We start from the raw sequence: 18,277 nt of genomic DNA, 5'->3' as shown, positions 1-18,277 counted from the left end.
CCCCCGAGGAGGTCGAACAATGACGTTCGCGTATCCGGACATGCTCGCCACCGTCCGCGCCCGGCAATGGGCACTGGCCGATATCGACTGGGACGCACCCGGCGCCGAGACCATCACCGACGAACAACGCCCCCGGCTGGCTGCCTTCATGTCCGATCTGGTGTGGATCGAGCACGTGGGTGCCCGTGGCTTCGCGGCGCTCGTGCGGCAGGCGCCACCCGGCGCGCTGCGCGAGATCTACCGCCACTTCCACGCCGAGGAACAGAAGCACGCCAATGCCGAGCTGGCGCTGATGCGGCGCTGGGGCATGCTCGAGGGCGACGCGATGCCGGTGCCCAACAAGAACATCCGCCTGGTGATCAGCTGGCTGGACCGCTACGCCGAGAGCCTGAGCCTGCCGGTGCTCGGCACCGTCATCCCGTCGCTGGAGACCGCCCTGGACGGCGCGCTGGTCAAGTTCCTGCTCGACGAGGTCGACGATCCGGTGTGCCACCAGGTGTTCCGGCACATCAACAACGACGAATCCCGCCACCTGGCCGTCGGTTTCCAGGTGCTCGAACAGCTCGGCGCGGGGCCGCTGCGCAAGATCGCCATCGAGACAGCGGGTTTCGCGGTGCGCCCGTCGTTCGTGCTCGGCGCCCTGCTCTACGCCCCGCTGCTCTCGCGCATGTCGACCACGATCATCGCGCTCGGCCTCGACGAGGAGAAGCTGTGGCAGGCGGTGCGCCGCTACGAGAACGTGGGCGAACGCAGCCCCGATATCCGCAGGCTGCCGCTGTATCACGTGGTAAAGATGCACGGGAAGGCCACGATCCACCGGCGTCAGCCGTTCCAGCTGCTCGCCGATGTGTCCAATGCCTGCATCGACCGCTTCCCCGTCCGGATTCTCGGGCACCGGCCGTCCTGGTCGAAGGAACTCACCTACGAACCGGTGGCGAAATGATTCCACCGCACGCCGACACCTTCACCGGACGGCAACTGCACCGCACGGCGTTCCGGCCCCGGCACGAGTTCACCGGCGAGCGCGTCGCGATCATCGGTTCCGGCGCGGCGGCCGCCCGGCTGCTGCCGGGCATCGCCGCCGAGGCCGCTCGCGTGACGGTCTTCCAGACCGACGCGGTGTGGATCCTGCCCCGCACGCCCCTGCCCGACGCGCTGCTGCGGCGGCTGCCACAACCGCTGCTGCGCACCGCCGCGCGCGCGAATCTGCGTGTCCAGGTGCGCGATTCGTGGCTGCGCCACCGGCTCACCCCCGACGACGCCGCGGGCCTGGCCCTGCACAACAGCTACTACCGCACCCTGCTGCGCCCCCACTGCACGCTGGTCACCTGGCCGATCGCCCGGCTCGCGCCGCGGGGTGTGCGCACCGTCGACGGGATCGAACACCGGGTGGACAGTGTCGTCTACGCCGACGACGCGGGCCACGTCGTCCGCAGGCTGACCCGCGCGGGCCGCCTGCCCGCCTCGGCCATCCGTATGAAGGAGACTGCATGACCACCGGAATCGATCACGAGATCGTCATCGTCGGCGCCGGGTTCTCCGGTATCGGCGCGGCCATCGAGCTGCGCAAGGCCGGCTTCGAGGACTTCCTGATCGTCGACGAGGCCGACGGCGTCGGCGGGACCTGGCACTGGAACACCTATCCCGGTGTCGCCGTGGACATCCCGTCGTTCAGCTATCAGTTCTCCTTCGAGCAGCGCACCGACTGGTCGCGAGTGTACGCGCCGGGCCGCGAGCTCAAGGCCTACGCCGAATCGTGTGTGGACAAGTACGGACTGCGCCCGCGCATCCGGTTCGGCACCACGGTGCTGTCGGCCGATTTCGACGAGGCGGGTGAGCGCTGGGTGCTGCGCACCGGTGACGGCACCGAACTGTCGGCGCGGTTCGTGATCAGCGCGACCGGGGTGCTCACCCGGCCCAAACTGCCCGAGATCGCGGGCATCGAGGACTTCGCGGGCATCACCATGCACACCTCCCGCTGGGACCACACCCAGGACCTGCGGGGTAAGCGGGTGGCGATCATCGGGACGGGCGCGTCGGCGGTGCAGGTCGTCCCGGAGATCGCCCCGCACGTCGAACGGCTGACCGTATTCCAGCGCACCCCCATCTGGTGCCTGCCCCGCCCCGATCTGCCGCTGCCCACCGCCGCCCGCCTGGCACTGAAGGTCCCCGGCGGCCGCACGCTGACCCGCTTGCTCAGCCAGACCTATGTCGAGTTCACCTTCCCGCTGGCCGCGCACTACTACACCTCGCTGCCCACCGCGGCGATCGGCGAACGCGCGGGGCTGGCGCATCTGAAACGGCAGGTGAAGGACCCGGCGGTCCGGGCCGCGCTCACCCCGGACTACGCCCTGGGCTGCAAGCGCCCGAGTTTCTCCAACGACTACCTGGCCACCTTCAACCGGCCGAACGTCACCCTGGAGACCGACGCCATCGCCGAGGTCACCGCCACCGGCGTGCGCACCGCCGCGGGCGTCGAGCATCCGGCCGATGTGCTCATCCTGGCCACCGGGTTCAAGGTGATGGAGTCGGGCAATATGCCGACCTACGATCTGCACGGCGTGGGCGGGCGTGACCTGGAGAAATGGTGGGACGAGAACCGGCTGCAAGCCTACGAGGGCGTGAGCGTGCCGGGCTTTCCCAACTACTTCTCCATCATCGGGCCCTACGGCTACAACGGCGCCTCGTATTTCACGCTGATCGAGAACCAGACCCGCCATATCCTGCGGGTGCTGCGGCACGCGCGCGGGCTCGGCGCGGCGCGGGTGGAGGTCACCGGGGAGGCCAACGACCGGTTCTTCCGGGAGATGCTGGCCCGTCGGGGTGGGCAGGTGTTCTGGCAGGACAGTTGCGCGCTGGCCAACAGCTATTACTTCGACGCGCACGGTGACGTGCCGCTGCGCCCGTCCTCGACGGTGGAGTCGGCCTGGCGCAGCGGTCACTTCGACCTCGGCGACTACCGGTTCGGCACCCCGGCCGAGGTCGCCGGGTAGGGCCGCCGAATCCCCGGCGCGTGCGGCGAACAGGTCCCGGCCGGATCGGGCCGTGTGACAATGCGCCGGGGGCATTCGGCGGCGATGGGACGCACAGCATGGATCTGACCGGGCTCGACATCATCGATGCGCACATCCACCAGTGGGATCCGCACGCGACCCCGCGCGAGTTCAGCGGTCTCGCGAAACTCATGCGCTACCTGCCGCTGCCGGTCGACCTGGCCGTCAAGCTGGCGCCCCGTCGTGATCGCGAGTTCGTCGGTGACCCGACCGCCTATCTTGGGCCGTATCTGCCCGCGAACTACCGGGCCGATCTCGGCACCACGGCCGTCGCGTCGATCGCGCACGTCGAAGCCGAGTGGGCGGGCTGGAAACCCGACGAGACCCGCTGGGTGGCCAGCCTGCCGTTCGGTGTCGACACCCCGGCACTGGCGGCGGTGCTCGGCGCGGCCGACCCCGCCGCCGTCGATATCGGCGCGGTGCTCGACGCGCACCAGACCGCCTCGCCGCTGTTCCGCGGCGTCCGCGCCATGGTCGCCCACCATCCCGATCCCGCCGTCAAGTCCTTCACCCCGGTCGACGGCGCCCTCACCGCACCGGCCTTCCTGCACGGTTTCGCCCAGCTGGCCCAGCGCGGACTCTCCTTCGAGGCCTGGGTCTATTCAGGGCAGCTACCCGAGGTCACCGCCCTGGCCGGACGCTTTCCCGAGGTGCCGATCGTGCTCGACCACCTGGCCACCCCGGCGGGGGCGTTCGGCCCGGTCGGCAAACACACCGGTCACACCCCGGCCCAGCGACGGGCCCTGCTGGACCGCTGGCGTGACGACCTCAGCGAGCTGGCCACGCGGCCGAATGTGATGGCGAAGGTGAGCGGGCTGATGATGCCGGTGCTCGGTCATCCGGTACCGCCGCGCGGCACGGCCACCCCGGTCCCCGAACTGGTCGAGCGGACCGGCCCGCTGCTGGCGCACGCGCTGGCGGTCTTCGGCGCCGACCGGCTGATCTGGGGCTCCAACTTCCCGGTGGACAAGCCCATCACCAGCTTCACCGGCGCGGTCGAGACGGTGGCCACCGGCCTCACCGCGGCCGGCGCCACCCCCGACGACCTGCGAAAAGTCTTCCGGGACAACGCCCTGCGCGTCTACCGGATCGACACGACCACCTGAGTGGCCCGCGGTGTCGGTGACCGGGTCTAGCATCGCCGCCATGAAGGCAACCGGCACATTCGAGATCACCGCGTTCGATCCCACCGACCTGCTACCGCGGCCGCCCATCACCACCGGGCTGCCGGTCGGGGTCACCACCATGACCAAGCAGTACGCGGGCGAGATCGAGGGACAGTCGGCCACGCTGTTCACCGCCGCCTTCGATATCGCCAGCGGCGCGGGCACCTATGTCGCGATGGAGTCGTTCGAGGGCGCGCTCAACGGCAAGGCGGGCGCGTTCAACTTCGTGCACTCGGCTACCACCGGCGGCACCGATCGCACCGACGAGTTCTTCCACATCGTGCCCGCCAGCGGCACCGGCGAACTCACCGGCATCACCGGCACCGGCGCCCTCTACGTCGACGAGCGCGGTGGCCACCACATCTGGTTCGAGTACGACCTGGGCTAGCTGTCGAATTCCTGGTAGAGCGAGCGCAATTCGCGCAGGCCGGTGGCCGCGATCTGCTCGTCCTCGGCGGTCATCCGCAGGGCACGGCGCAGCGGCACCGGGTCGAGATCCTCGATCACGGCGTGGAATTCGATGCGGGGCAGCTCGGGCAGGGTCAGCGCGTCGCCGTAGGGGTCGCCGGAGTCGTCGGCGCGCGCGGCCTCGGCCACCCCGCCGATCAGGGTGTCGAGGTTCAGTCCGCGCAGGGTGAGGATCTCGCCGGGCTGCTCGTCGAGGCGTTCGGCGAGCAGGTAGCAGACCGCCGCGACGTGCTTGCACGGCCAGCCCATATCCGGGCAGCTACAGGAGAAGTCCAGCTCGGAGGCGGTACTGGGCAGCAGGTGCGGGCCCAGCGCGGGCGGCAGCGCGCCGGAGGCGATCTCGGCGAGCATGCCCGGCGCCTCGCGGATCTCGGCCAGCAGCAGGTCGATCTCCTCGTCACGCAGCGGCCGGATGCTCAGTACCGAGGTGAACGGGCTGGGCTGGCTGCCCTGCACCTCGGCGGTGACGGCACCGCGTTCGATGCGGTAGTTCACCACCTGCCCGACCCGGGCGTAGGTGCGCCCGCGTGAGAGCCTGCCCGCGTCGGCCACCTGCTCGACCGCGTCCAGCAGGGCCTTGCCCCACCAGGTCCGGCCGAAGCCGCCGCGCGAGCGCGCGCCACCGGTCACCGGCTTGCGCGGTCCGAACTGACTGAAGTCGGCCATCACTCCCCCACCGCCTCGGCGCCCAGGGTGAACAGGTCGCGCAGTTCCTCGGTGCTCAGTTCGGTGATCCAGTTCTCCCCGGCACCCACCGCCAGCTCCGCCAATTGCCGTTTCCCGCTGATCATCTCGTCGATGCGTTCCTCGATGGTGTCGACACACACCAGCTTGCGCACCTGCACCGCGCGCTGCTGCCCGATCCGGTAGGCGCGGTCGGTGGCCTGGTTCTCCACCGCCGGATTCCACCAGCGATCCAGGTGGACGACATGATTGGCGGCGGTGAGATTCAGGCCGGTGCCGCCCGCCTTGAGCGAGAGCAGCATCAGCGGTGGCCCGCCGCCGCGCTGGAAAGCGGTCACCATGTCGTCGCGGCGCTGTTTGCTCACGCCGCCGTGCAGGAACGGGATCGGGTTGCCGAAGCGCTCGATGAGATACGGCAGCACCAGGTCACCGAACTCGCGGAACTGGGTGAACAGCAGGGCTTTCTCGCCGTCGGCGAGCACGGCTTCCAGGATGTCCTCGACCAGGGCGAGTTTGCCGGAGCGGTGCGCACCGCGCCGCAGGATCGGCGAACCGTCGCCCAGGTAGTGGGCGGGATGGTTACAGACCTGCTTGAGCCTGGTCAGCGCGCCGAGTACCGCGCCCTTGCGGGCCATGCCCTTGGCGTCTTTCAGTTTCTCCAGCATGTCGTCGACCACCGCCTGATACAGCGCGGCCTGTTCGACGGTGAGGTTGGCCCGCACCGTCATCTCCAGTTTCTCGGGCAGGTCGCTGATCACCGCCGGGTCGGTCTTGAGTCTGCGCAGCACGAACGGGTCGGTGATCAGGCGCAGCCGGTCGATGGCGTGCTGGTCGCGTTCGCGTTCGATCGGCACCGCGAAACGGGCACGGAACGACTGCGGGCTGCCGAGCAGTTTCGGCATGGCGAAGTCGAACAGCGCGCGCAACTCCTCGAGCCGGTTCTCGACCGGAGTTCCGGTGAGCGCCAGGCGATGCCGAGCCGGGACGGCTCTGGCGGCGCGGGCCTGCCGGGTGACGGCGTTCTTGATGTGCTGGGCCTCGTCGAGCACGATGCGTTCCCAGCGCTGCTCGGCCAGCAGGGTGACATCGCGGGCCAGCAGCGCGTAGGTGGTGATCACCAGATCCGAATCATCCACCGCCGCCGCGAATTCCGCGCCCTTGCGCCGGGCCGCGCCATGATGAACCAGGACGCGCAGGTCCGGTGCGAAACGCTCCGCCTCGCGCTGCCAGTTGCCGACCACCGACATCGGGCACACCAGCAGGGTCGGGCCGACCCGTTGCCCGTTCCGGCCTGACGCGACCGCAGCGGATGGTGTCCCCGGCGCGGACCCGGCCTCGGTGTGGACCGTTTCGCGTTCGTGGACCAGCAGCGCCAAGACCTGCACGGTCTTGCCCAGGCCCATGTCGTCGGCCAGGATCGCGCCACAGTTCAGCCGGTTCATGGTGGCCAGCCAGCTCAGGCCGCGTTCCTGATACGGACGCAGCTGGGCCTTCAGGCCGACCGGCACCGGGACGGGCTCGGGGTCGCCCTCGCGCGCGAACAATTCGGCCGCCCAGCCCACCGCGGTGACCTCGGTGACCGGCACATTGTCGACCCGTTCGGCGGCCAACTGCCCGATCATGTCGGCCAGGGTGATCGGTGAGTCGTCGGCGTGCAGGGCCACATACCGCGCGGCCGCGGCCAGCGCCCGGTGATCGGCCTGCACCCATTCCCCGCGCAACTGCACCAGATCGGACTTGCTGCGCACCAGCCGTTCCATCTCGGCGGGAGTCAGCACCAGATCGCCCAGCGCCAATTCCCAACGGTAGGACAGCAATCCGCTCAGGCCGACGGTCGATTCGGCGGCGGCCGGGCTGCTCACCCGCAGCCGCATGCTCGGTTCGGCGATATTCCAGGCGCGCGGCAGCAGCAGGCGGATGCCTGCCTCCTGGAGGGCGTGGGCACCGTGCGCGACCAGGTCGGCGACGACCTCGGTGGGCAGCAGCAGGTCAAGGCCGCGCGGGTCGGTGGGCAGGTCGCGCAGGCGGGGATAGGACTTGCGGGCCTGGGCCAGTTTCTCCGCTGCCGTGCGGACGAGGACGGGATCGTCGTCGAGGGCGACCGGCCGGGGCGCGTCGTCGACCGGGCGCAGGCAGACCTGCAATCGCCACAGGGCCACCGCCTCGTCATCGCTGCCGAACTCGCCGTCGGGCTCGCACAGCCGCAGCACGAGTTCGGGTTCGTCGGCGGCGTAGCCCTCGCGCCACTGGGTGAGGGTCTCGGCCACCCGGTAGGAGCCCGCGTCGAGGGGGGTGTCCTCGACCAGGGCGGTGAGCAGCGGGTGGGTGAGGGTGCGGTGGGTGACGTATTCGCGGGCGATCGGGTCGGTGAGCTCGGCGACCAGGTCGTCCAGCACGGCGGCGGGTGCTCCGGCCACGCGCAGGGCCTGTGGCATGGCGGCGGACAGTTCGGCCAGCCAGGCGCGCTGCCGCTGCCCGCCCACCAGCCGCCAGCGCATCCACCACTGCCCGTCGGCGCGCTCGACCTGCGGCACCACCCGACCGGCCCGCACCCAGCGTTCGATCCCCCGGGCGACATGGGCGAGAAAGCGCAGGTCACCGGCGATGTTCTCGCGCGGCAGCCGGCTGCGCAGCACGACGGCCGCCGTGGGTGGCGCGAGCGCGTGCGCGCGCACCTCGGCGGTGCCGGGCTGCCCCGCGGCATCCACGACGAGCACCTGCGCGCGATGCCGGAACCGGGCGCGGTCCAGGATGTCGCCCAGCACCGACCCCACCGCGACCGGTTCCCCGTCGTGCCACAGCAGCAGCCCCGAGCCGGGTGACCACAGTGCGTGCAGCATGGGGTCCATCCAAGCAGGCAGCACCGACACCACCGCCGCGGGCCGGGCCCCTGGATTTCTCACCGAGTCCGGAACATACTGGGATATCCCCTGGTCACGGGCCGGACAACCCACCGGCGCCGAACCAGCCCGACAGTACTGTGCGGAGGGCAGCGATGACGATTCTGCTCCAGGTACTCGAGCAGAGCTATACCCCGGCAACCCCGTGGGAGCGGCGCAAATTCACTTTCGTCGACGCCGGGAAGATCGTCGGCATGCGGTTGGACGGGCAGTCCGGCGTGTGGCTCGATCTGTCCCGTCCCGGCGAGTCCCAGCGGCTGGCGCACACCGCCGACCCGGGCGAGTCCATCACCTTCCTGCTCACCGTGTTCGCCAAGATCGCCGAATGCGAGGACCGCGGTGGGTCCTGGTTGATCGGCCACGACGGCACGCACCTCGCCTCGATCGCGGCGACCCGGTTCCCGCCGCGCGCCAGCGAGGTCGCCGCCGACGACATCCTGGCCCGCGCCTGGCTGTAGCGGAATCTGTCGGTACCACCGGCTACAACCTGCGGGTATGGCGAAACTGACGTGGTTGCTCGTGACGGTGCTCGCGACCGCGGGTTGCGCCGTGCTCACCGCCGATCCGGTGCGGCCCGCGCCGGGCAGTCCGACCCGGGCGGAGATCACCGCGCTGCTCGGCCAGGTGCGCGTCGTCCCCAGCCGTCCCCACCCCGGCGGGTACGAGCGCGGCTGCAAGGCCGGGCAGGGCTGTGTCTTCGGGCCCGCCTGGTCCGACGACACCGACGCGCCGGGCGGCCACGACGGCTGCGACACCCGCAACAATGTGCTGGCCGCACAGCTGCGCGAGGTGGTGCGGCGCGGCCGCTGCGTGGTCGTCGAGGGCGTCCTCGCCGATCCCTACACCGGCACCGAGATCACCTTCCGCAAGGCCGAGGGCGGCCGCATCCAGATCGACCACGTCTACCCGCTGGCCGCCGCCTGGGACATGGGCGCCGCCACCTGGCCCGCCGAACTCCGCCACCGCTTCGCCAACGACCTCACCGTCAACCTGCTGGCCACCGGCACGGCCGCCAACCAGGCCAAAGGCGACAGCACCCCGGGCAGTTGGCTCCCGCCCGCCGCCGCCAACCACTGCTTCTACGCCGCCAAGTACCTGACCGTCGCCGTGACCTACGCCCTGCCGATCACCCGCGCCGACCACACGGTCCTGTCCGATGTCGCCCGAACGTGTGCGTAGGTGACCGGCCCCCGCGTCGTCCGATTGCGGCCGCGGGTGTGGTCATCGCGCGAACCCTGCCGTCCGCGGGCCGCGGGCGTGCCCGAAGGACGGGCAGGTTCAGGTCGGGTGGATCGCGATGCGGCGACGCCGGGTCGATCGGGACGGGGTGTTATCCGCCCGTGGCGACCGGGCGTTTGGGGTTGTTGGACCACTGGGACCACGAGCCCGGGTAGAGAGTCGCCGGGATACCAGCGAGGGCCAGGGCGGCGATCTGGTGGGCGGCGGTGACGCCGGAGCCGCAGTAGACGGCGACAGGGCCGGAGCCGAGGGCGGTGAAGCGGGCGCGGAGTTCTTCGGGGGCGCGGAAATGGCCGGTGGCGTCCAGGTTTTCGGCCGTGGGGGCGCTGACGGCGCCGGGGATGTGACCGGCGCGGGGGTCGACGGGTTCGACCTCGCCGCGGTAGCGCTCGGGGGCTCTGGCGTCGAGGAGCAGGCCGGACCAGGTCGCGGCGGCGTCGGCGTCGATGACGGGCAGGCCGCCGGGGCGCACGATGAGGTCGCCGGGGGCCGGGTCGGGTTCGGCGCCGGTGGCGAGCTCGCCGCCCGCGGCGGTCCAGGCGGGCAGGCCGCCGTCGAGGATGCGCACATCGGCCACGCCCGCCCAGCGCAGCAGCCACCAGGCGCGGGCCGCGGCCATGCCGCCGGTCGCGTCGTAGACGACCACCGCGTCGCCCTCGCCGAGTCCCCAGCTGCGGGCGCACTTCTCGAAGGTGCCCGGGTCTGGCAGGGGGTGTCTGCCGCGCGCCGGGGCGGGAGCGGCGGCCAGTTCGGTCTCCAGGTCGACGAACACCGCGCCGGGGATGTGCCCGTCCAGATAGTGCTGCGGGCCGTCCGGATCACCCAGCGCCCAGCGCACATCGAGCAGATGAATCCGCTTGTCCGCCAACTCTTCCCGCAGCTGTTCCGCCGAAACCACCACCGCGCCCACGCCACTCCTCCTAGCCGGATCGAGCCCCCGTAGCGCCAGCCTACGCACCCCGTCCCGCTCACCGGAACCGAATCCGGCGGCCATCGATTCCGGCGCCGACGATCCGCCTCGAGGAGCGAACACCGCCCCGCGCCGGGCAGGCGACCCAGCCGGGACCGGCGAACAGGCCAGTTTCTGGGCACTGGACTGCGACGGCGACATGGCAGAGCGGCAGGATCTGGACAATGTCGCAGGTCTCCACCGCCGAACCCGAGGTCCCCGCCGAGCGGGCGGGGGTCGCGCAACCCCTCGGGGCGGGAGCGATCACGGCGCTGGTGGGGTTCACCAGTTCGTTCGCGGTGGTGTTGAGCGGGTTGCGGGCGGTGGGGGCCAGTCCGGCGCAGGCGGCGTCGGGACTGCTCGTGCTGTGCCTGACCCAGGGCATCGGCATTCTGCTACTGAGTTTCCGGTACCGGATTCCGATCACGCTGGCCTGGTCGACGCCGGGCGCGGCGCTGCTGGCGAGTACCGGGCTGGTCGCGGGGGGATGGGCCGGTGCGGTCGGGGCCTTCGTGGTGACGGGTGTGCTGATCGTGATCACGGGCCTGTGGCAGCGGCTGGGCGCGCTGGTCGGCGCGATTCCGGTGCCGCTGGCGCAGGCCATGCTCGCGGGTGTGCTGGTGCCGCTGTGCCTGGCGCCGGTGCAGGCGCTGCGGACCTCGCCCGCGGTGGTGGTGCCGGTGATCGTGGTCTGGCTGGTGCTCCAGCGGTTCGCGCCGAAGTGGGCGGTGCTGGTCGCCTTCGCCACCGCGGCGATCGGCACCGGGATCGACATCGCCGTCAGCCATCGCCACCTCGACCTCGCGGCCATGGTCCCGACGGTGGAATGGACCGCCCCGCACTGGCAGTGGCAGGCGGTGGTCGGTATCGCCGTGCCGCTCTACATCGTCACCATGGCCTCGCAGAACATCCCCGGCGTCGCCGTGATGCGCTCCTTCGACTTCCAGGTGCAGTGGCGCGCGTCCATGCTGGTCACCGGCATCGGCACGCTCGCGGGCGCCGCGGCGGGCGGCCACGCGATCAACCTCGCCGCCATCAGCGCCGCCCTCTCGGCCGCCCCCAGCGCGAGCCCCGACCCGAAACGCCGCTGGATCGCCGCGGCCACCGCGGGCGCCACCTACCTCGTCCTCGGCCTGGCCTCCGCCGCCCTGGTCACCCTCATCGCCGCCGCCCCCGCAGGCACCCTCGAAACCGTCGCCGGCCTGGCCCTGCTGGCCACCCTCGCCGCCGCCCTCTCCAGCGCCCTCACCGACCCCGCCGACCGCCTCCCCGCCCTGGTCACCTTCTTGGTCGCCGCCTCCGGCACCACCCTCTTCGGCATCGGCGGCGCCTTCTGGGCCCTCCTCGCCGGCCTGGCCCTCCGCCGCTTCCTCCCCCGCGGGTAGGACTCACGGTAGGATAAGAAGCATGACCGAGAACACCGGCAAGTATTCGATCACGATGCCGCGTGATATCGCGGAGGCTGCCCGGTCACGCAGTGGGCCTTCCGGGTTGTCCGCGTACGTTTCCGCCGCGGTCGCCCGCCAGATCGAACGAGACAACCTCAATGAGATCATCGCGGTCGCCGAGGCCGAGCACGGTCCGGTCACCGACGAGGAGGTCCAGGCACTGCGTGCGCGACTCCAGCAGGTTCGCGCGGCGCAGAGTGGCCAGGGCGCCGCGTGAGTGGCGCGACACCCGGTGGCACGCTGGTCTTGGACAGCGAGGGCTTGGCCAAGGCAGTGCTTCGTGATCGCACCGTCACCGGGTGGCTCGCGCTCGCCCGTGCCGACGACCTGCGTGTCATCACTTCGGCGGCGACACTCGTCGAGGTGATGCATCCGCGCATCAATCGCGCGGCTCTCGACTGGGTGCTGTCCCGGCTCGTGGTCGAACCGATCACCGAGCAGATCGCCCGCCGCGCAGCGCTTCTGCTCGGCGACGCCGGCTTGCACGGGCACAAGTACGCCATCGACGCGATGCTGTCCGCTACCGCGCTCGCGGCACCGGGGCCGACCACCGTCCTCACCTCCGACCCGGACGATCTCACCGCTCTGTGCGGGCCGCGGGTCGCGGTCATCGAGATCTAGCGAAGAACGCGCAGCGGGCGATCAGTACTGCTGGTAGGGACCGTGTGGGTAGGCGGGTGGGATGCGGGCGGCCTGGATCCAGCGGCCCGTCGACGGTGCCGCCGCCAAGCACAGGACCAAGACCGCGAACCCGGCTTGAACCACCCCGATCGCCACGGTCGCCGGCGAGGCCGTTCCGGCCGCTACCACCAGTGATCCGAGACCACCGAGCACTCCCAGCGTCGCCAGCACGATGACGATGACGCGCCCCGCGGTCGTACGGCGGAACAGCAAGACTGCGCCGAGCAACCACAGCAGACAGGCGATGCCACCGATGGCGAGACCGACCATCACGCCTTCGCCGAGGCCCGTCATCTCCGGCTTGAACGTTCCATCGGGCTGCTGGAGCACCCGGCCCGTCTCGGCATCCGCCAGGATGCTGTAGCTGACCGCCAGCACGATTCCGCCGACCAACGAGATCAGCAGCGCGAGCGAGGCCGCGGCGATACCGGTTCCCCCGCTGACCGGACGCGGACCGTACCCCGGCTGCGGCTGCGCATACCCGGGCGCCGGATACCCGCCATAGACCGGCGGCGCGTACCCCTGCTGACCGACCGGCGGATAACCCTGACCCTGCTGCGGCCCAAACGGATACCCCACAACACCCCCCTCGTTTCCGATGTCACCCGCCGAACGAGACCACTGCCCGATGACGAATGACCCGAACTATACGGCTGCCCGCCGACAACGACTCACACGCGGCTGAGCAGGGTCAGGGGGTCCTCGAGGAAACCGGCCGTGGTGGCCAGGAAGCGGGCACCGAGTTCGCCGTCGATCATGCGGTGGTCGAAGCTCAGTCCGAGGGTGGTGACCCAGCGCACGGCCAGTTCGTCGCGGAAGACCCACGGGCGCTTGCGGATCGAGCCGAGGCAGAGGATGGCGGCTTCGCCGGGGTTGACCAGGGGGACGCCGGAGTCCACGCCGAAGACACCCACATTGGTGATGGTGAAGGTGCCGCCGCGCAGGTCGGCGGGAGTGGCGTTGCCGGAGCGGGCGGTCTCGGCCGACCAGCTGATCTCGCGGCACAGTTCGCGCAGGCTCAGGGTCTGCGCTTCTTTGAGATTGGGGACCAGCAGGCCGCGCTCGGCGGCGACGGCGATGCCGAGATTCACGTAGTGCTTGGTGACGATCTCCTGGTTCGCCTCGTCCCAGGCCGCATTGATGGCCGGGTGTTCGGCGATGGCGGCGAGGGTGGCCTTGGCGACCAGGGCCAGCGGCGTGAGGGTGAGGTCCTCGAAGGATTTGGTGGTGCGCAGGTGGTCGAGCAGTTCCATCGAGGCGGTGCAGTCGACGGTGACGAACGTGCTGGCCTGCGGAATGGTGCGGGAACTGGCCTGCATGGCGGCGGCGGTGCGTTTGCGCACGCCGGAGATGGGGGTACGTTCCTCGCGCGCGGTCGGCTCGATCAGGCCGCCGTCGGTGTCGGTGACGCGGGTGTGCGGGACGGGTGCGGCCTCCCCGTTGCGGGCGGGGGTCCGCGGCGTGGTGACCGGCACCGCCGAGCGCACGTCCGCCACGGTCACCGCGCCCTCTGGCCCCGAGCCCGCGACGTACCAGAGGTCGATGCCGAGTTCCTTGGCCAGCTTGCGGGCCGCGGGGGTCGCGGCGGCCCGGTGCGTACTCGGCGTGCTGGCCGCCATCGCGGCGGGCGCGGCTTTCCTTCTGCGCGAAGTACTTTCGGCCTCCGGGCCGTAGCCGACGAGCACATCGTTGCGGGTGACGCTGTCGGCCGTCGGCGGCGGCGCCACCTCGAGGTCGTTGCGCACGCGGATGAGCGGCGCGCCCACCGGCACCGTGTCGCCCGGCTGGGCCAGCAGCTCGACGACGATCCCGGAGAACGGCGAGGGCAGCGCCACCACAGCCTTCGCCGTCTCCACCTCGGCGATGGTCTGGTTCAGTTCCACCCGGTCGCCGACCGCGACCGCCCAGGACACCAGGTCCCCGTCGGCGAGGCCCTCGCCCAGATCGGGCAGGCGGAATTCGAGAACATGACCGTCGTCGGCTTGTTCCGGCACTAGGGCACCTTTCTGATCACGCGAGACAGCGATCGACGGCCGCCAGAATGCGGTCGGGGTCGGGCAGGTGGTGCTTTTCGAGCTTAGCCGGGGGGTAGGGGATGTCGTAGCCACCGACGCGCAGCACCGGCGCCTCCAGGTGATAGAAGCAGCGTTCGGTGATCCGCGCGGCGATCTCGGCGCCGAGCCCGGCGAACACCGGCGCCTCGTGCACCACGATCAGCCTGCCGGTCTTGTCCACCGAACCGGCGATGGTGTCGACGTCCAGCGGCGAGAGGCTGCGCAGGTCGATCACCTCGAGCGAATGCCCTTCCTCGGCAGCGATCTTCGCCGCGGTGAGCGCGGTGGCGACGGTGCCGCCGTAGGCGACGATCGTGGCGTCGGTGCCGCTGACGCACACCCGGGCCCGGTGCAGCGGCAGGTCGGGTTCGCCGTCGAAGTCGACCTCGGCCTTGTCCCAGTAGCGGCGCTTGGGCTCGAAGAAGACCACCGGATCGTCGAGCGCGATGGCTTGGCGCAGCATCGAATACGCGTCGGCGGGTGAACTCGGCGAGACCACCCGCAGCCCGGCGGTGTGCGCGAAATACACCTCCGGCGACTCGGAATGGTGTTCGACCGCGCCGATCCCGCCGCCGAAGGGGATGCGAATCGTCAACGGCGCCTTGACCTTGCCGCCGGTGCGGTAATGGATCTTGGCGACCTGCGAGACGATCTGGTCGAAGGCCGGGTAGACGAACCCGTCGAACTGGATCTCCACCACCGGCCGGTAGCCGCGCAGCGCCATACCGAAAGCCGTTCCGACGATGCCGGATTCGGCCAGCGGCGTGTCGATGACCCGGTTGTCGCCGAAGTCCTTCTGGAGCGTGTCGGTGACCCGGAAGACCCCGCCGAGCCTGCCGATGTCCTCGCCCAGCAGCACGACCTTGGCGTCGTCTTCCATCGAACGGCGCAGCCCGGTGTTGAGCGCCGCGGCGAAGGTGGTGATCATGACTGCGCTCCTTCGGCGAGATACTCCGAGAACCTTTGGGCCTCTTCGGTGATCAGCGGGTGCTCGGTGGCGTAGACGTGGTCGAACATGCTCGCCGGGTCCGGGTCGGGGAACTCCAGGGTCGCCGCGCGCACCCGGCGGGCGACATCGTCGGCGGTGTCGGCCACCTGCCGGGCGAAGTCCGGATCGAGCAGGCCCTCGCGCTCGAGCAGCAGCCGCATCCGCTCGATGGGGTCGCGCTGGGCCCAGTACTCGGTGTCGGCGGCGGTGCGGTAGCGGGTGGGGTCGTCGGCGGTGGTGTGCGGGCCCATCCGGTAGGTCATGGCCTCGATGAAGGTGGGGCCGCCACCGCCGCGGGCACGCTCGATCGCCTGCCGGGTGACGGCCAGCACCGCCAGCACGTCGTTGCCGTCGACCTGCACCCCGGCCATGCCGTACCCGTCGGCGCGGCGCACCAGCGGCACATGACTCTGCACCGCCACCGGCTCGCTGATCGCCCACTGGTTGTTCTGGCAGAAGAACACCACCGGCGCGGTCCAGGCCGACGCGAAACCGAGCGCCTCGGCGATATCGCCCTGGCTGGTCGCGCCGTCGCCGAAGTAGGCGATGGTGGCGATGTCGGCGCCGTCGAGGTGGGCGGCGTAGGCGTAGCCGGTGGCGTGCAGGCCCTGCGAGCCGACCACGATATTGGCGTTGGTCATCCGCACCGACTCGGGGTCCCAGCAGTGGTGGGCCACGCCGCGCCACAGCGCGGTGAGCTGCTCGGGTGGGACGCCGCGGCAGTAGGCCACCGCGGTCTCGCGGTAGGAGGCGAACACGTAGTCGTCGGGGTGCAGCGCGTGCGCCGAGCCGACCTGGGCGGCTTCCTGGCCCAGCAGCGGCGGCCACAGGCCGAGCTGGCCCTGGCGTTGCAGCGCGGTCGCCTCGACGTCGATCCGGCGGGTCACCACCAGGTCCTCGTAGAGCTGCCGCAACTTCCCGGCATCCACGTCGGCGACCAGCGCGGCGTGCTCGCGATCGAACACGCGACGGCCGTCGGGCTGCACCAGCTGGACCGGGTAGGTCTGCTTCTCCGACATCGAGATCGCCTCCTCTCCATCGCGCCTTGTGGGCCCGATGCGGGTACGACAATCGCTGAGTGCGATGTGTATCACTCAGCATCCACGATTACGCCGACTGCGCAAGCGATCGACACGGGAATGAGCAGAATGCATGGTCTGGACGGGTCGAGCACTGTCATACTGCGTTGTATGACCAGTCGCGAACCCGACGCCGTGACACTCGACGCCACCGACGCGCGGCTACTGCGCGAACTGATCGCCAACCCCCGCGCCACCGGGGTCGAACTCGCGGCCCGCCTGGGCCTGTCCCGCAACACCGTGCAGGCCCGGCTGGCCCGCTGGGACAGCGGTGGCGTGCTGGGCAGTTTCGAGCGGCGGGTGGACCCGCGAGCGCTCGGCTATCCGCTCTCCGCCTTCGTGGCGGTGGTCGTCGACCAGCACCGGCTCGACGCCGTGGTCGACGAACTCGCCGAGGTCCCCGAGGTCACCGAGGTGTGCGGGATGACCGGTTCCACCGACCTCACCGTGCGCGTGGTCGCCCGCGACGCCGACGATCTGTACCGCATCGCCGGCCAGATCCTGAAGATCCCCGGCGTCGAGCGCACGAACATGGCCCTGGTCATGCGCGAGCTGGTCGGCCCGCGCACCGGGCCGCTGCTGGACCGGCTGGCCGGTCGGTCCTGAGCCGGAATCCTTCCCTCGCCGCGACGGCCGCGGTTAGGGTGCGGGTATGGAGACAGAGGGCAAGGTCGCGATCGTCACGGGTGCGGGCGGGGGTATCGGCGCGGGGCTGGCGCGACGGCTGGTGGCCGGTGGCGCGCGGGTGGTGGTGGCGGATCTGGACGCCGACGCGGCGGCGAAGGTGGCCGCCGAGCTGGGCACCGAGGCGATCGCGGTGGGCGGTGACGTGGCCGACCGGAAGGTCATCGCGGAACTGATCGCGGCGGCCGAACGCGAATTCGGCCCGGTGGACATGTATTTCGCGAACGCGGGCATCGGCGGCGGCCCCGGCCTCGACAGCACCGAAGCGCAGTGGTCGGCCGCGCTCGAGGTGAATGTGCTGGCACATGTGCGCGCCGCCGAACTGCTCGTGCCCGGCTGGGTCGAGCGCGGCAGCGGGTATTTCGTCTCGACCGCGTCGGCGGCGGGCCTGCTCACCCAGATCGGGTCGGCGCCGTACTCGGTGACCAAGCACGCCGCGGTCGGCTTCGCCGAATGGCTCTCGGTGACCTACGGCGACCGGGGCGTGCGGGTGAGCTGTCTGTGCCCGATGGGCGTGGACACCCGCCTGCTCAGCGGCGACCTGATCCCGGAGGACCCCGAGGCCGCCGCGCTGGCGATCAAGGCGGTCAAGACCGCGGGCAAGGTGCTCTCGACCGAGGAGGTCGCCGAGACGGTGATCGAGGCGATGGCCGCCGAGCACTTCCTGATCCTGCCGCACCCGGAGGTGCTGCACATGTATCGCAACAAGGGCGCCGACTACGACCGCTGGCTCGCGGGCATGCGCCGGTTCCAGTCGATGCTGACCGCGTCCTAGCCGGTCACCAGTTCCGCGGCCGCGGTGCGGATCACCTCGGGGATCGGCACCGGCTTGCGGGTCTGGGTGTCGACGTAGACGTGCACGAACTCGCCGGTGGCGGCGAGTT

Annotated in this window: 19 protein-coding genes and 1 pseudogene; 12 read left to right on the top strand and 8 right to left on the bottom strand. The window is 70.8% G+C overall.

Going from position 1 to position 18,277, the window contains the following annotated elements; all coding sequences use genetic code 11:
• The first annotated feature begins 19 nt into the window (after nucleotides 1–19).
• From ACWEMY_RS19515 to ACWEMY_RS19495, 5 genes are all read left to right on the top strand, one after another.
• A complete protein-coding gene (locus tag ACWEMY_RS19515; RefSeq protein ID WP_452391161.1) occupies nucleotides 20–943 on the top strand; it encodes a ferritin-like domain-containing protein in 924 nt (307 codons plus the stop codon).
• A complete protein-coding gene (locus ACWEMY_RS19510) occupies nucleotides 940–1,494 on the top strand; it encodes an NAD(P)/FAD-dependent oxidoreductase (protein ID WP_452391160.1) in 555 nt (184 codons plus the stop codon). Before ACWEMY_RS19515 ends, ACWEMY_RS19510 begins: the two co-directional genes overlap by 4 nt.
• On the top strand, nucleotides 1,491–2,993 hold the full coding sequence (locus tag ACWEMY_RS19505) for a flavin-containing monooxygenase (protein ID WP_452391159.1): 1,503 nt from the start codon (nucleotides 1,491–1,493) through the stop codon (nucleotides 2,991–2,993). The genes ACWEMY_RS19510 and ACWEMY_RS19505 overlap by 4 nt, the downstream gene beginning before the upstream one ends.
• Before the next feature lie 98 nt (nucleotides 2,994–3,091).
• Entirely contained in the window at nucleotides 3,092–4,159 is a 1,068-nt protein-coding gene (locus ACWEMY_RS19500; protein WP_452391158.1) for an amidohydrolase family protein, read from the top strand.
• 40 nt (nucleotides 4,160–4,199) lie between these two features.
• Entirely contained in the window at nucleotides 4,200–4,607 is a 408-nt protein-coding gene (locus tag ACWEMY_RS19495) for a DUF3224 domain-containing protein (RefSeq protein WP_452391157.1), read from the top strand.
• On the opposite strand, the gene ACWEMY_RS19490 is transcribed toward ACWEMY_RS19495, so the two are convergent.
• Complete coding sequence (locus ACWEMY_RS19490; RefSeq protein WP_452391156.1) at nucleotides 4,604–5,353, bottom strand: SWIM zinc finger family protein; 750 nt, start codon at nucleotides 5,351–5,353, stop codon at nucleotides 4,604–4,606. The genes ACWEMY_RS19495 and ACWEMY_RS19490 overlap by 4 nt on opposite strands.
• Nucleotides 5,353–8,211: a DEAD/DEAH box helicase gene (locus ACWEMY_RS19485; protein WP_452391155.1), complete on the bottom strand. Its 2,859-nt coding sequence runs from the start codon at nucleotides 8,209–8,211 to the stop codon at nucleotides 5,353–5,355. The genes ACWEMY_RS19490 and ACWEMY_RS19485 overlap by 1 nt, the downstream gene beginning before the upstream one ends.
• A gap of 155 nt (nucleotides 8,212–8,366) precedes the next feature.
• On the opposite strand from ACWEMY_RS19485, the gene ACWEMY_RS19480 reads away from it, so the two are divergent.
• Entirely contained in the window at nucleotides 8,367–8,729 is a 363-nt protein-coding gene (locus ACWEMY_RS19480; RefSeq protein ID WP_375934978.1) for a hypothetical protein, read from the top strand.
• A gap of 37 nt (nucleotides 8,730–8,766) precedes the next feature.
• Nucleotides 8,767–9,450: an HNH endonuclease family protein gene (locus tag ACWEMY_RS19475; protein ID WP_452391154.1), complete on the top strand. Its 684-nt coding sequence runs from the start codon at nucleotides 8,767–8,769 to the stop codon at nucleotides 9,448–9,450.
• Between the two features lie 151 nt (nucleotides 9,451–9,601).
• Here the strand turns inward: ACWEMY_RS19475 and ACWEMY_RS19470 are convergent, their stop codons facing one another.
• Nucleotides 9,602–10,408 (bottom strand): sulfurtransferase, encoded by an 807-nt coding sequence (locus ACWEMY_RS19470; RefSeq protein ID WP_452391179.1) that lies wholly within the window; start codon nucleotides 10,406–10,408, stop codon nucleotides 9,602–9,604.
• 236 nt (nucleotides 10,409–10,644) lie between these two features.
• Here ACWEMY_RS19470 and ACWEMY_RS19465 point away from each other — a divergent pair, with 236 nt between their 5' ends.
• From ACWEMY_RS19465 to ACWEMY_RS19455, 3 genes are read left to right on the top strand one after another with little or no spacing between them, the layout of a single operon-like run.
• Nucleotides 10,645–11,844: a benzoate/H(+) symporter BenE family transporter gene (locus ACWEMY_RS19465; RefSeq protein WP_452391153.1), complete on the top strand. Its 1,200-nt coding sequence runs from the start codon at nucleotides 10,645–10,647 to the stop codon at nucleotides 11,842–11,844.
• Nucleotides 11,845–11,866: 22 nt separating this feature from the next.
• Nucleotides 11,867–12,124 carry a hypothetical protein gene (locus ACWEMY_RS19460; RefSeq protein ID WP_452391152.1) on the top strand — a complete coding sequence of 86 codons (258 nt, stop codon included), beginning with the start codon at nucleotides 11,867–11,869 and terminating at the stop codon, nucleotides 12,122–12,124.
• Nucleotides 12,121–12,528, top strand: coding sequence for a PIN domain-containing protein (locus ACWEMY_RS19455; RefSeq protein ID WP_452391151.1), 408 nt, complete (start codon nucleotides 12,121–12,123; stop codon nucleotides 12,526–12,528). Before ACWEMY_RS19460 ends, ACWEMY_RS19455 begins: the two co-directional genes overlap by 4 nt.
• A 21-nt stretch (nucleotides 12,529–12,549) precedes the next feature.
• Here ACWEMY_RS19455 and ACWEMY_RS19450 read toward each other — a convergent pair whose 3' ends face one another.
• The 4 genes from ACWEMY_RS19450 to pdhA all read right to left on the bottom strand — a co-directional run bounded on the left by ACWEMY_RS19450 (nucleotide 12,550) and on the right by pdhA (nucleotide 16,649).
• Entirely contained in the window at nucleotides 12,550–13,167 is a 618-nt protein-coding gene (locus tag ACWEMY_RS19450) for a hypothetical protein (protein ID WP_452391150.1), read from the bottom strand.
• A gap of 92 nt (nucleotides 13,168–13,259) precedes the next feature.
• Nucleotides 13,260–14,582 carry a dihydrolipoamide acetyltransferase family protein gene (locus ACWEMY_RS19445; protein ID WP_452391149.1) on the bottom strand — a complete coding sequence of 441 codons (1,323 nt, stop codon included), beginning with the start codon at nucleotides 14,580–14,582 and terminating at the stop codon, nucleotides 13,260–13,262.
• A 16-nt stretch (nucleotides 14,583–14,598) separates the two neighbouring features.
• Nucleotides 14,599–15,570 carry an alpha-ketoacid dehydrogenase subunit beta gene (locus ACWEMY_RS19440; RefSeq protein ID WP_452391148.1) on the bottom strand — a complete coding sequence of 324 codons (972 nt, stop codon included), beginning with the start codon at nucleotides 15,568–15,570 and terminating at the stop codon, nucleotides 14,599–14,601.
• Entirely contained in the window at nucleotides 15,567–16,649 is a 1,083-nt protein-coding gene (pdhA, locus tag ACWEMY_RS19435; RefSeq protein WP_452391147.1) for a pyruvate dehydrogenase (acetyl-transferring) E1 component subunit alpha, read from the bottom strand. Before pdhA ends, ACWEMY_RS19440 begins: the two co-directional genes overlap by 4 nt.
• Before the next feature lie 171 nt (nucleotides 16,650–16,820).
• Between pdhA and ACWEMY_RS19430 the strand changes: the two genes are divergently transcribed.
• On the top strand, nucleotides 16,821–17,315 hold the full coding sequence (locus ACWEMY_RS19430; protein ID WP_375934957.1) for an Lrp/AsnC family transcriptional regulator: 495 nt from the start codon (nucleotides 16,821–16,823) through the stop codon (nucleotides 17,313–17,315).
• Between the two features lie 46 nt (nucleotides 17,316–17,361).
• Nucleotides 17,362–18,168: an SDR family oxidoreductase gene (locus ACWEMY_RS19425; RefSeq protein ID WP_452391146.1), complete on the top strand. Its 807-nt coding sequence runs from the start codon at nucleotides 17,362–17,364 to the stop codon at nucleotides 18,166–18,168.
• Here the strand turns inward: ACWEMY_RS19425 and ACWEMY_RS19420 are convergent.
• Nucleotides 18,165–18,277: pseudogene (locus tag ACWEMY_RS19420) on the bottom strand (acyl-CoA thioesterase); the annotation flags it as partial. The gene ACWEMY_RS19425 and the pseudogene ACWEMY_RS19420 sit on opposite strands and share 4 nt — an antisense overlap.

This window comes from Nocardia sp. NPDC004415 (assembly GCF_053602435.1).
The sequence above is the reverse complement of the archived record's forward strand: the minus strand, read 5'-3'. Positions and strand labels throughout refer to the sequence as shown.